The following is a 13114-nucleotide window of genomic DNA, read 5'->3' as shown; positions in this document are numbered from 1 at the left end:
ATGGTCTTCGGGCTGCAGCACCTCTGCATTGAGGCCCTCAATGAAGTCATCGAATCCGCGCTGCGGCGCACGGATGACTTTCTCTTCGACCGGGCACAGGTGGGGGCTGATGGGGTAGAGCTGACCGCGTTGCGCGACCTGCGTCGCGTCCGCGGCCAGATCGCCCAAGGCTTCGCACAGTCCGCCGCCGCTGGTTTTCGCGCCTTCAGTGGTATGTCCGCGGTCGAGGGAGGCGCCGAAGTAGTGCTGCGCCTGGTGGAAGAGGAAGACCTCCAGCAGCAGCTGGCCGACGAACAGCTCATCGACAACATTGCGCGGCTGCATGCGCAGGCGTTGGCCGCGCTGGATGCCCGCATGGCAGCATTGGCTGCACGCGCCTCGCTGCCGGGGGGAGACAATCCGGCGGGTCCCAAGGCACTGGCGAAGGCCATTCGCGAAGGCATGCGCGGCAGCGACCTCACGCCCAACGTGGCTATTGCCCTGCTCAAGTTCTATGAGCGGGAGCTGGGCGAAGCGCTGCACAACGTCTATGCGCGCATGAATGAACGCTTGGCGTCAGCGGGCATCCTGCCCAGCCTGGAAGCCCCGACGCCCAAACCGAAACCTGATGCCCATAAGGCTGCTGCCGCTGCATCGGAAAAGGCCGTCCATGCGTCCGACGACGCTTCCGGCATGGGGGGCAGTGATTCCGCCTTCTTCAACAGTCTGGTGGGCTTGTTGCAGGGCTGGCGTCAGCGCCTGGGCGGGCAGGAAGGCGGGCGTGCGATGGCGGGCGGGCAGGGTGCGCCCATGCCGACAAGCGACGTGATGAGCGTCCTGCACCGGATGCAGCAGCAGCCGCCGGCCGGATTGGCACTGGCGCTGGACGATGAGGGCGTGTCCCTCGCTGACCAGCTCCGCCGCGAGTTGCTGGCGACCGCGCAGCGTCTGGGGATGGCAGGACAAGACACCGGCCTGGGGGCCGCCGACGAGGATGCCGTCGACCTGGTCGGGATGCTGTTCGACGTCCTCATGGACGAGCGTGACTTCGAGCCCGAAGCACGCCGCAAGATTGGACGGCTACTCGTGCCCTACGTGCGGGTGGCAGTGAAGGACCGCCGCATGTTCCTCTACAAGGGCCATCCGGCGCGGCGCCTGCTGAACGCCGTGGCCGAGGCCTGCGAAGGCAACCACGGGGAAGGGCCACAAGAGCGCCAGTTGCTTGATCAGGTCGACGGCGTGGTGGAGCGCGTGGTCGCTGAGTACAACGAAGATCTTGCGATCTTCGAGACGCTGGAGCAGGAGCTTCGCAGCTACATGGACCAGCACCGCAAGCGCATGGAGCTTGCGGAAAAGCGGGCTGCCGAGGCGCAGCGAGGCCGCGAGCGGCTGGAGCAGGCCCGCGAGATCGCGGCCACGGACATCGTGGTTCAACGCAGCGGTCGTGAACTGCCCCCGGCGTTGGGGGAGTTCCTGTCGCACTACGCGACCCACCATCTCACCCAGGTGATCCTGCGCGACGGTCAGGCCTCGCCGCGTTATACCGACGCGATGCGTGCGGTCATGGGGCTGCTGGTCAGTTTCGACCATGCGGAGTTGGGCGCCCCCCCGGAGCGGCTACCCCCGCTTGAGCGGGCGGCGCTTTCGGCCATCCTGGAAAGCTCAGGCTGCGTGGGCCATGCCGCGGAAGAAACCCTGGCGGCGTTGCACCACACGCTGGCACGCATCGCCGAAGGCGACGTCAGCGCCGAGCAGCAGACCCTGCCCACACCGCCGCCAATCCCCGCACCACCGCCACCGGTGGTGGAGCCGTTGCTCGTGCCTGTCACGCAGGGGGCCGCCTTGGACTTCGACGCCGAGATGGCCGACCAGATTCGTGCGCTGGAGATTGGCAGTTGGGTGCAGTTGACGTCCGAAAGCGGCCGCAGTGAACCTGCCAAGGTGTCCTGGGTCAGTCCGATCTCCGCCCGGTTGCTCTTCGTCAACCGGCGTGGCATCCGTGTGCTGGTCGCTTCCGCCGAAGAGCTGGCGGCGATGGTCAAGGCGGGTCGCATGGCGTTGCGCGGTGTCGACAACGCGTTTGAGGATTCGATGCGCCAAGTGATGGGGCGTTTGCAGGCTGAGGCGCCGACGGTGGCGTAATCCGTTGTCCCGGGTGACGGCTGTGGTGGATGGCGTCAAGATAAGCGGATGAATACGCCCATCCGAGTTCTAATCCATGGCGCTTCCGGGCGCATGGGGCAGGCGCTGCTGCGACTTGCCTCCGAACAGTCCGCCCTGCAGGTGGTCGGCGCCGTGGCCCGCGCACCGGAGCACCTGCCGACACTGCCAGGCATGCATCGGCTGGGCGCCTCCGAGCTGTCGCAGGCGCCGGCGTTTGATGTGGCCATCGACTTCAGTCTCCCCGATGGACTCGAGCGGATCCTTGAGTTGTGCGTGGCGCGTGGCGCGGCGCTTGTCTCGGGGACCACGGGGCTGGAGCCTGTCCAGCGAGAGGCGCTGGCGGCCGCCACACGGCAGATCCCGGTGCTGTGGGCGTCCAACTTCAGCCTCGGGGTGGCGGTGCTGAACGATCTCGTTGAGCGTGCCGCCCAGGCATTGAAGGGATGGGATTGCGACATCGTCGAGTCGCATCACGTCCACAAACTCGACGCCCCCTCCGGGACCGCACTGACACTTGGCGAACACGCACGCTACGGTGGCGCCGAGCCGCGTTATGCCTCGCTGCGGGCTGGCGACATCGTCGGCGAGCATCTGGTGCAGTTCACCACCTTGGGTGAGCGGATCGAACTCGTCCACCGGGCCACCAACCGGGACATCTTCGCCCGTGGGGCCCTGCACTGTGCGGGGCGGCTGGTGGGCCGACCGGCCGGAAATTACCGGGTGCGGGACCTGCTCGACTAGTTGTCGAATTGGCGTCAGTTCAATGTCATTCGATGCTGAACAGGGACTTTCACCCGGCCGAGGGGAATCCTCCCGTGTGTGCGGAGTCTGACTGAAGGCTCCCTTTCGGGCCAATGAACGCTGGCGCCGGGGTGCCGATCCCGCTAGAATTCTCGCTCGCCTGAACTCCTCCCGCCGGACCGGTTAGAAACCGCGTCCGCGCTTTGCTGCAAGCCGCTTTCCGCGGCCGTGCGCAGGGCGGATGGTCAGCACCCCTCGGCACCCAAGGCGACCCCCGTGACCCAACCCGCAATCCTCGCGCTCGAAGACGGCACCATCTTCGAGGGCGTTTCCGTAGGCGCGCCCGGACTTTCCGTCGGCGAAGTGGTGTTCAACACCGCGCTCACCGGTTACCAGGAAGTCCTGACAGACCCGTCCTACGCGCGTCAGCTCGTGACCCTGACCTATCCCCACATCGGCAACACCGGCTGCACCGAACAGGACGACGAGGCCACGAAGGTGTGGGCGTCCGGCCTGATCGTGCGCAACGTGCCGCGCCGACCCAGCAACTGGCGTAGCGAGGTATCGCTGCCGGAGTGGCTGAAGGCCCGTGGCATCGTCGCCATCGCCGACATCGATACCCGCAAGCTGACCCGCATCCTGCGCGACAAGGGCGCACAGAATGGCGCGGTCATGGCCGGCGACGTGGACCCGGAGAAGGCCATCGAAGCCGCCCGCAAGTTCCCGGGCTTGAAAGGCATGGACCTGGCCAAGGTGGTGAGCACCGCCAACCGTTACGAATGGACCGACGGCGAGCTGGACCTGGACACCGGCGCCTTCGTGCAGGCCGAGCGCAAGTTCCATGTGGTCGCCTACGACTTCGGCGTGAAGATCAACATCCTGCGGATGATTGCCGAGCGCGGCTGCCGCGTGACCGTCGTACCGGCCCAGACACCCGCAGCCGACGTGTTGGCAATGAAGCCGGACGGCGTGTTCCTTTCCAACGGTCCGGGTGACCCGGCACCGTGCGATTACGCGATCGCCGCCATCAAGGAGTTCATCGCCGCGAAGGTGCCGACCTTTGGCATCTGCCTGGGCCACCAGTTGCTGGCGCTGGCCTGTGGCGCGCAGACCATGAAGATGCCCCACGGCCACCATGGCGCCAACCACCCGGTGCAGGACCTCGACACGGGGCGCGTGATGATCACCTCGCAGAACCACGGCTTCGCGGTCGATGAGCCGACCCTGCCGGCGAACGTGCGGGTGACCCACCGCTCGCTGTTCGACGGCACCAACCAGGGTATCGCCCTGACCGATGCGCCTGCTTACAGCTTCCAGGGACATCCAGAGGCGAGCCCGGGCCCGCATGACGTGTCCCCGCTCTTTGATCGATTCATTGCGCAGATGCAAAGCCAGCGCGCGGAGAACAACTGAAATGCCCAAGCGCACTGACATCAAGACCGTCCTGATCATCGGCGCAGGTCCGATCGTGATCGGCCAGGCCTGCGAGTTCGACTATTCCGGCGCGCAGGCTTGCAAGGCCCTGCGCGACGAGGGTTACCGCGTGGTGCTGGTCAACAGCAACCCGGCCACGATCATGACCGACCCGAACATGGCCGACGCCGTGTACATCGAGCCGATCAACTGGCAGACGGTCGAGAAGATCATCGCCAAGGAAAAGCCTGATGCACTGCTGCCGACCATGGGTGGCCAGACCGCGCTGAACTGCGCCCTGGACCTGGCCGACCACGGCGTGCTGGAGAAATACAACGTCGAGCTGATCGGCGCCTCGCGCGATGCGATCCGAATGGCCGAGGACCGCGAGCTGTTTCGCGTGGCCATGCAGGAAATCGGCCTGGAATGCCCGAAGGCCGCAGTCGCCAAGACCTTCGAGCAGGCGGTGGAAATCCAGGCCAAGGTTGGCTACCCGACGATCATTCGTCCGTCCTTCACCCTCGGTGGGACTGGCGGCGGCATCGCCTACAACAAAGAAGAGTTCGAGGAAATCGCCAAGCGCGGCCTTGAACTCTCGCCGGTCAGCGAGATCCTCGTGGAGGAGTCGGTGCTGGGCTGGAAGGAATTCGAGATGGAGGTGGTCCGTGACAAGGCGGACAACTGCATCATCGTCTGCTCGATCGAGAACTTCGACGCCATGGGCGTCCACACCGGTGACTCGATCACCGTGGCCCCCGCACAGACCCTGACCGACAAGGAATACCAGCGCCTGCGCGATGCCTCCATCGCCGTGCTGCGCAAGATCGGGGTGGACACGGGCGGTTCCAACGTGCAGTTCGGCATCAATGCGCAGAACGGCCGCGTCGTGGTCATTGAGATGAATCCGCGCGTGTCGCGTTCGTCGGCGCTGGCGTCCAAGGCCACGGGTTTCCCGATCGCCAAGATCGCGGCCAAGCTGGCGGTGGGCTACACGCTGGACGAGCTGCGCAACGAGATCACCGGCGGCAAGACCCCGGCCTCGTTCGAGCCGTCGATCGACTACGTGGTGACCAAAATCCCCCGCTTCGCGTTCGAGAAGTTCCCTCAGGCCGACGCGCGCCTCACCACGCAGATGAAGTCGGTGGGTGAGGTGATGGCGATGGGCCGCACATTCCAGGAGTCGTTGCAGAAGGCGCTGCGCGGACTGGAGACCGGCAAGGTGGGTCTCGACCCGACGGGGCTCGACTTGGGCAACGAGACGGACGTCGCCACCCTGAAGCGCGAACTGAAGGAGCCGGGTCCGGAGCGCATGTTCCACATCGGCGATGCGTTCCGTGCGGGCATGAGCGTGGAGGACATCCACGCGCTGTCGTTCGTCGATCCGTGGTTCCTCGACCAGATCGAGGAGATCATCGCGACGGAGAAGGACGTGGCCATCGGCGGCCTGGGTGGTATCGATGCCAGGCGCATGCGCGAACTCAAGCGCATGGGCTTCTCCGATGCGCGCCTGGCCCAGCTGACCAGTACCGACGAAACGGCCGTGCGCACCCTTCGCCGCGCCTTTGGCGTGCGTCCGGTGTATAAGCGCGTGGACTCGTGCGCGGCGGAATTCGCCACGACCACCGCGTACATGTACTCGACCTACGAGGACGAGTGCGAGGCGCAGCCGACCAACCGCAACAAGATCATCGTGCTCGGGGGCGGCCCCAACCGCATCGGCCAGGGCATCGAGTTCGACTACTGCTGCGTGCATGCCGCGCTCGCCCTGCGCGAGGACGGCTATGAAACCATCATGGTCAACTGCAATCCGGAGACGGTGTCGACCGACTACGACACTTCCGACCGCCTGTACTTCGAGCCGCTGACGCTGGAAGACGTGCTGGAGATCTGCGACCTGGAGAAGCCCAAGGGCGTGATCGTGCAGTACGGCGGACAGACCCCGCTGAAGCTGGCGCGCGCGCTGGAGGCCAACGGCGTGCCGGTGATCGGCACCACCCCGGACAGCATTGACCTGGCCGAGGACCGCGAGCGCTTCCAGAAGCTGGTACAGGACCTGGGTCTGGCGCAGCCGCTGAACCGCACCGCGCGCAACCCGGAAGAGGCGCTGCTGCTGGCGTCGCAGATCGGCTACCCGCTGGTGGTGCGTCCCAGCTACGTGCTGGGTGGCCGCGCGATGGAGATCGTCTACTCCGACGCCGACCTGACCCGCTACATCCGTGACGCGGTCAAGGTGTCCAACGACTCGCCGGTGCTGCTGGACCGCTTCCTCGACAACGCCGTCGAAGTCGACGTCGACGTCATCGCCGACAAGGACGGCAACGTGCTGGTCGGGGGCGTGATGGAGCACATCGAAGAAGCCGGCGTTCATTCCGGCGACTCGTCCTGCTCATTGCCGCCGTACTCGCTGACCCCGGCCGTGCAGGAGAAGTTGCGCGCGCAAGTGGTGGCGCTGGCCAAGGCACTGAACGTGGTCGGCCTGATGAACACCCAGTTCGCGATCACCTTCGACGAGCAGGGCAACGACACCGTTTACCTGATCGAAGTGAACCCGCGTGCCTCGCGCACCGTGCCGTTCGTCTCCAAGGCGACGGGCATGGCGCTGGCCAAGATCGCCGCACGCTGCATGGTCGGCCAGACGCTGGCGGAGCAGGGTGCAACGAAGGAAATCATCCCTGACTACTACTCGGTCAAGGAAGCGATCTTCCCGTTCGCCAAGTTCCAGGGCGTGGACCCGATCCTCGGGCCGGAGATGCGCTCCACCGGCGAGGTGATGGGCGTGGGCCGCAACTTCGGCGCGGCAATGGCGCGCGCGCAGGAAGCTGGCGGAATCAAGGCGCTGCAGCCGACGGGCAAGGTGTTCATCTCGGTGCGCGACCCGGACAAGCAGCGCGTGCTGTCAGTGGCGCAGGACCTGGTCAAGCGCGGCTACACGCTGGTGGCCACCAGCGGCACCCATGCGTTCCTCACGGAGCAAGGCTTGGCGTGCGAGCGAATCAACAAGGTCACCGAAGGTCGTCCGCACATCGTGGACCTGATCAAGAACGGCGAGATTGCGTACATCATCAACACGACCGAGGGCCGCCAGGCCATCAACGACTCTTTCTCGATCCGCCGCGAGGCGTTGCAGCAGCGCGTGACCTACTCGACGACGGTGTCGGGTGCCCGCGCGCTGGTCAACTCGCTCGACTACCGTGGTACTGGTCCGGTCTGGTCGCTGCAGGAACTGCACGCCGAGGTGCAGGGCAGCGCCTGACCGACGCCCGACAGCCACCGTGCGTGCAGCCGGTGGCGTCTTCGGGCGCGCCCGGATCGTTCGGGGGGCGTAGGGCAGGGAGCAGGGCAGCATGACGCCCCGGCCCCTTCGGTGCACAATCGGAACATAAGCCGCCGGCGACCTGCCGGCGGGATCATTGGATCAAACGCGCTGGCGTCCACGTCGGCACGAGGATTTTTTGCAATGCGAGCACCCATCACCATGAAAGGCGCGCAGCGTTTGCGTGCCGAACTGGACGAGCTGAAGTCGGTCAAGCGCCCGGCGGTCATCAATGCCATCGCCGAAGCACGTGCCCACGGCGATCTCAAGGAGAACGCCGAATACCACGCCGCACGCGAACAGCAGGGCTTCATCGAAGGCCGCATCAAGCAACTCGAAGCAGAGCTGTCGCACGCGCAGGTGATCGACGTCTCCTCGCTCAACGCAGGGTCGCGTGTTGTGTTCGGCGCCACCGTCGAACTGGTCGACGTGGATAGCGACGAGTCCAAGACCTACCAGATCGTCGGCGACTTGGAAGCCGATATCAAACAGGGCTGGATCGCGATTTCATCACCGGTGGCACGGGCCCTGATCGGCAAGCACGAGGGTGACAGCATCACCATCGAGGCGCCGGGCGGCACCCGCGAGTACGAAATCGTCGCGGTTCGTTACCTCGGCTGACCGATGACGTCCGCGACGCTCCTGCTGCCGGCCCGCGCGCGTCTGGCGCAGCAGCGTCTACCGCCAGCGCTCGCAGCACGCCTCGCTCGGGCAGAGCGCACCTTTGACCCTACCGACGGCCATGGAGTGGGGCAGTTGGGACGGGTGCTGGAGGTCCTCCCGCGGACGTGGCCAGTGGCCGCCGCGACGCGCCAGCGTGACGTGGGCGATGCGATTGGCGCTGCATGGTTGCGCGCTGACCCTGCCTACGTCCGCCCGGACATCAACGGCGCGCGGCTGCTCGCGCATGGCCCGGCGCTGGCGCTGGATGCCGCCGACGTCCAGGCATTCCTGCCCGCCCTGCGCCCGCTGTTTGGGGACGCGGGCCTTCCGATCGACGCTCCGGACCCGTCGCGCTGGTACCTGCGCCTGCCGGCTGGTGCCAAATGGCCATTGTTTGTGCCCCCCGACATGGCATTGGGCGACGATGTGTTCGACCATCTTCCGGGCGCCTCCGCCGACGAAACCGGCGAAGGGAAGCGCTGGCGTGCGCTACTGAGCGAGGCGCAGGTGGTCCTGCACAACCACCCCCGCAACGCGGAGCGGCTGGCGAAAGGATTGGCGCCGGTGAACTCGTTGTGGTTCTGGGGCGCGGGGCTTCTTCCGGGAGTAGTGCGTACCGATTACGCAAACATCGCCACTGATGACGAGGCGTTGGCGGCGATGGCGTCTCTGGCGGGTGCGACAACGGTGGCGTTGCCCGCCAAGTGGCCATCGGCGCCGCTGCTGGGCTCGAACGCTAGGGTCAATGCTGAAGAGCGCCGCGAACTGTTCGACCTGCGCCACGCGCGGGACCTCGCAGCATTGGAACGCGACTGGTTGGCACCGTTGCATGAGGACATTCTGGCTGGACGCCTTCAGCGTGCGACGCTGGATTTCGCCGATGGGTATATGTTCGTCCTGACGGCCGGCCAACGTTGGCGGCTCTGGCGCCGCGCACTGGGAGCCTTGGACGCATGACGCCCGGCTCGAAGCTGCGTCGCCGCCCGGAAGTTGGCCTTGGCGAGTGGCCCGAGCGCGTTCCGCCGCTATTGCAGCGGGTTTACTCTGCTCGGGGTGCCGCCAGCATCGAACAGGCCCAGCCGCGCCTGACTCAGCTCTTGCCGCCGGAACTCCTGGGCGGGCTGGACTCTGCCACGACACTGATCGCCGACGCCATGGCCCGGGATCGCCACATCGTGGTGGTTGGGGACTTCGACTGCGACGGCGCCACCGCCTGTGCGGTCGGCGTGCGCGGATTGCGGATGCTGGGCGCACGCCGCGTTTCGCATGCCGTGCCCAATCGCATCGTGCACGGTTACGGGCTTTCACCTGCGCTGGTGGACGAACTGGCCGCCTTGCAGCCCGATCTGGTCATCACCGTGGACCATGGCATTGCATGCCATCCAGGCATCGCAGCCGCGAAGTCGCGTGGCTGGCAGGTGCTGGTGACCGACCACCATCTGCCCGGCGAGTCGCTGCCCCCGGCGGATGCCATCGTCAATCCCAACCTGCGGGGTGACGCTTTCCCGAGCAAGGTCCTGGCCGGCGTCGGCGTGATCTTCTACGTGTTGGTGGCGCTGCGTCGTCGCCTTCGCGAGAACGGCCTCATCGACACTCCCGGGCCCGACCTTGCCTCGCTGCTGGATCTGGTGGCCGTCGGTACGGTGGCCGATCTGGTCCCGCTGGACACCAACAACCGGGCCCTCGTGGCCGCGGGCCTGCGTCGTTTGCGCGCGGGGCAGGGCTGTGCGGGGTTGCAGGCGCTGATCGAAGTCGCCCAGCGGGACCCCGCACGCCTGACCTCAGCCGACATCGGTTACGCCATCGGCCCGCGCATCAATGCCGCGGGTCGGCTGGAAGACATGGCGCTCGGCATCGAGTGCCTGCTGACGGACGACTTGGAACAGGCACGCAGCATGGCGGCCACCCTGGACGCCATCAACGGCGAACGCCGCAGCCGCCAGCAGCAGATGACCGACGAGGCCGCGGCCGCGGTCGCCCGCGTGGCCCTCGCCGACGGCGCGGTGCCGGTGTCCCTGTGCCTGTTCGACACCGAATGGCACCCGGGCGTGATTGGCCTGGTTGCCTCCAAGATCAAGGAGCGGGTGCACCGACCGGTGGTGGCGTTCGCACCGGCAGAGCCTGGCAGTTGCATGCTCCGCGGCTCGGCGCGCTCCATTCCTGGCTTCCACATCCGCGACGCCATTGCGGACGTGGACAGCCGGCACCCGGGGCTCATCGAACGCTTTGGGGGCCACGCAATGGCGGCAGGGCTCTCACTGAAAGCAGACTCCCTTCCCGCATTCGAGCAGGCCTTCCGCGATCGCGCCTTGGCAGTGCTGACGCCGGAGTTGCTGGAGGTGGACGTGCTCTCGGACGGGGAGTTGGCCCCGACGGAATTCACACGCTCCAGTGCGGAAGCGCTGCGTGACGCGGGCCCTTGGGGCCAGGGCTTCCCTGAGCCGCAGTTCGATGGCGAATTCGACGTGCTGCAGTGGCGCGTGATCGCCGAGCGCCACCTCAAGTTGGAGTTGGGCCACGCGGGCCGCCGCTTGAATGCAATCGAGTTCGGCGGCTGGACTGGCGCGCCCCCTGGGGGCCGGGTGCGGATCGCGTACCGGCTCGAGCCCGATGACTACCGCGGTGGCGACGCCGTGCAGCTGGTGGTGACGTACCGCGAGCCCGTCTGACCCTCAGTCCGGCGCTTGAGCCCGAACAGTGGGCGCAGCCACCGGAGTCGGCGGATCACCTCGTAGCCGGCCAAGCTGGCAGAGAAGGTGGCGAGAACCATCAGTGGCCCCTCGATCGCCGGTATGAGTCCCAGTGGTTTGGCCCAGTGCGCGAAGGCGACGATCAGCGTCTGGTGCAGGATGTACACCGGGAAGACCGCGCCGGAGAGATAGCGCAGGAGGGGGCCGCCACGCTGAACCCCATGCCGGGCCCAGCCGAGGATGGCGACAATGCTGGCCCACTGGTCCAGCCCCCAGAGGCCGCGCTGGAGCATTCGGAGCGCGTCCGGCGGGGGACTGGCATCGCTGTACCGGCTGAAGTACCACGCGATGAAGGCGTAGCTGGCCATTGCCAGCGTGGTGGCGGGCCATCTCAGGCGTTCGATTTCGTTCCAGACGTCGTCTGCCGTGGCCAGCCAGAAGCCGGCCAGGAACAGGGGCAGGTACTGCGCGTGGTTGTACCAGTCATCGACCACGGCATGGGTCGATTCGAAGCGTCCGACCAGGCCCAATCGCACGGCTGCCAACAACATGGCCGGTCCGGCCAGCAGCGCCGCACCTCGGAGGTGCCGCCGCAGTCGCTGCCCCATCCAATCCATCGCCCCGGGGAATCCCCGACGCAGCGCCACCAGCAGCACGGTGTAGACCCACAGGTAAGCCACGAACCAGAGATGATTCCAGGTGGGCACGTCCAGGCAATCTGCGTCGCGGCAGAAGTTAGTGTCTGCCATGAGGTATCGCTTGTAGAAAGCAATGTATCCGTCTGAATAATTTAGCTTTTCCACCACCTCAAAATACGCCTGTGGCGCGACCACCACCAGCATGCCAAAGATCAGGGGAACAAGAAGGCGCCAGGAGCGCTGGGCCAGGAATCGTTCGGGGCGCTTTGCCACCAAGAAGGCGGTGGCCACCCCCGATATCAGGAACAGAAGCGACAGTCGCCACGGGCTGGTGAGCAGCATCAGTGGTTCGATGGTGGGGCTGGCGAACGGGCTCTTGACGTGCCAGTCCCAGCTCACGTAGTACATGCCGACGTGATAGAGGACCAGCAGGCCAAAGGCAGCAACGCGCACCCAATCGAGATCATGGCGACGGATCATGGTCTTTGCGTCCTTGGCTGAGGTGGCCATCCTCCACCGGCCCGCGGGATCCATACCGCCCGAAGTGACGAAATCCCAAGCCGCAGGGACGAGCCGCGGACCGCAGGGGCGGAACGAAAAGCTTCTCGAAGTCGCCTCGGTAGAATGCGCGGATGACGACACGCGCTACCCCTGCCTACGAACGCTACCTGCCGTGGAAACGCACCGTGGAGGTCGGGTACTGGCTGGGGTTGACCCTGGTGAATGCGGTCGCGAACAGCATCACCGTGCTCATGGACGTGCGCCGGGCGGAACTGACCTTTGCCGACTGGGAGCCCGCGGCGTGGGAGGTGTCCAGCGGGCTCATGTTCCTCCTGCTGGTCCTCCCACTGGTGTGGTTCACCCGGCGTTTTCCCCTCCACTGGGACAACCTGGGCCAGCAGCTCTCCCGCCATCTGCTGGGCAGCGTGGTCTTCTCCATGGTCCATGTCGCCGGGATGGTAGGCCTGCGTAAGCTGGCGTACGCCAGCCAAGGCATGGTCTACGACTTCGGCCCTTTGACCCTTGAGCTGACATACGAGTACCTGAAGGACGTCCGGACGTACGTGGGCATGGTCGCCACCATCGAGATCTACCGGCTTGTGCTGCGGCGAATGCAGGGTGAGGCCACACTCTTGTCCAACCCGGACGAGGGGGAGCCGGTGGAGCCCACCGACCGCCCCGAGCGCTTCCTGGTGCGTAAGCTGGGGCGGGAGTTCCTGGTGGCGGCGGCGGACATCGAGTGGCTGCAAGCCTCGGGCAACTACGTGAACCTGCGCGTGCGGGGCCACGATTACCCTCTTCGGACCACGATGTCCGGGATCGAAGCCAAGCTGGACCCCGCGCGGTTTGTACGCATACACCGCAGCTACATGGTCAATCTGGACCAGGTTGCCTCGATCCAGCCGGTTGAGACCGGTGACGCGCGCGTGCATCTCAAGGACGGCACTGAGCTTCCGTGCAGCCGGCGCTATCGGGACGCCCTGCGGCCACCGGCGATCGCCGCCTGAGCGCAC

General features: G+C 66.2%; 9 protein-coding genes. 8 read left to right on the top strand and 1 reads right to left on the bottom strand.

Annotated features, from left to right (window positions below; genetic code table 11):
• From AC3ARF_RS07890 to recJ, 7 genes are all read left to right on the top strand, one after another.
• Complete coding sequence (locus AC3ARF_RS07890) at positions 1-2121, top strand: DUF1631 family protein (RefSeq protein ID WP_498926785.1); 2121 nt, start codon at positions 1-3, stop codon at positions 2119-2121.
• Between the two features lie 48 nt (positions 2122-2169).
• Positions 2170-2883, top strand: coding sequence for a 4-hydroxy-tetrahydrodipicolinate reductase (gene dapB / locus AC3ARF_RS07885; RefSeq protein ID WP_498926783.1), 714 nt, complete (start codon positions 2170-2172; stop codon positions 2881-2883).
• A gap of 276 nt (positions 2884-3159) precedes the next feature.
• Positions 3160-4296, top strand: coding sequence for a glutamine-hydrolyzing carbamoyl-phosphate synthase small subunit (gene carA / locus AC3ARF_RS07880; RefSeq protein ID WP_498926782.1), 1137 nt, complete (start codon positions 3160-3162; stop codon positions 4294-4296).
• A 1-nt stretch (position 4297) separates the two neighbouring features.
• Positions 4298-7549 (top strand): carbamoyl-phosphate synthase large subunit, encoded by a 3252-nt coding sequence (gene carB / locus AC3ARF_RS07875; protein WP_498926780.1) that lies wholly within the window; start codon positions 4298-4300, stop codon positions 7547-7549.
• 204 nt (positions 7550-7753) lie between these two features.
• The gene (greA, locus tag AC3ARF_RS07870; RefSeq protein WP_498926778.1) at positions 7754-8230 is read left to right on the top strand and encodes a transcription elongation factor GreA; all 477 of its coding nucleotides are present in this window, start codon (positions 7754-7756) and stop codon (positions 8228-8230) included.
• A gap of 3 nt (positions 8231-8233) precedes the next feature.
• Positions 8234-9229 (top strand): phosphoglycerate mutase, encoded by a 996-nt coding sequence (locus AC3ARF_RS07865; protein WP_498926776.1) that lies wholly within the window; start codon positions 8234-8236, stop codon positions 9227-9229.
• Positions 9226-10941, top strand: a complete 1716-nt coding sequence (gene recJ / locus AC3ARF_RS07860) for a single-stranded-DNA-specific exonuclease RecJ (protein ID WP_498926774.1) — start codon at positions 9226-9228, stop codon at positions 10939-10941. Before AC3ARF_RS07865 ends, recJ begins: the two co-directional genes overlap by 4 nt.
• On the opposite strand, the gene AC3ARF_RS07855 is transcribed toward recJ, so the two are convergent.
• Positions 10887-12080, bottom strand: a complete 1194-nt coding sequence (locus AC3ARF_RS07855) for an acyltransferase family protein (protein ID WP_498926773.1) — start codon at positions 12078-12080, stop codon at positions 10887-10889. The genes recJ and AC3ARF_RS07855 overlap by 55 nt on opposite strands.
• 152 nt (positions 12081-12232) lie before the next feature.
• Here AC3ARF_RS07855 and AC3ARF_RS07850 point away from each other — a divergent pair, with 152 nt between their 5' ends.
• The gene (locus tag AC3ARF_RS07850; protein ID WP_498926771.1) at positions 12233-13108 is read left to right on the top strand and encodes a LytTR family DNA-binding domain-containing protein; all 876 of its coding nucleotides are present in this window, start codon (positions 12233-12235) and stop codon (positions 13106-13108) included.
• Positions 13109-13114 lie beyond the last annotated feature (6 nt).

Source organism: Lysobacter sp. KACC 24251, assembly GCF_057747755.1.
The sequence above is the reverse complement of the archived record's forward strand: the minus strand, read 5'-3'. Positions and strand labels throughout refer to the sequence as shown.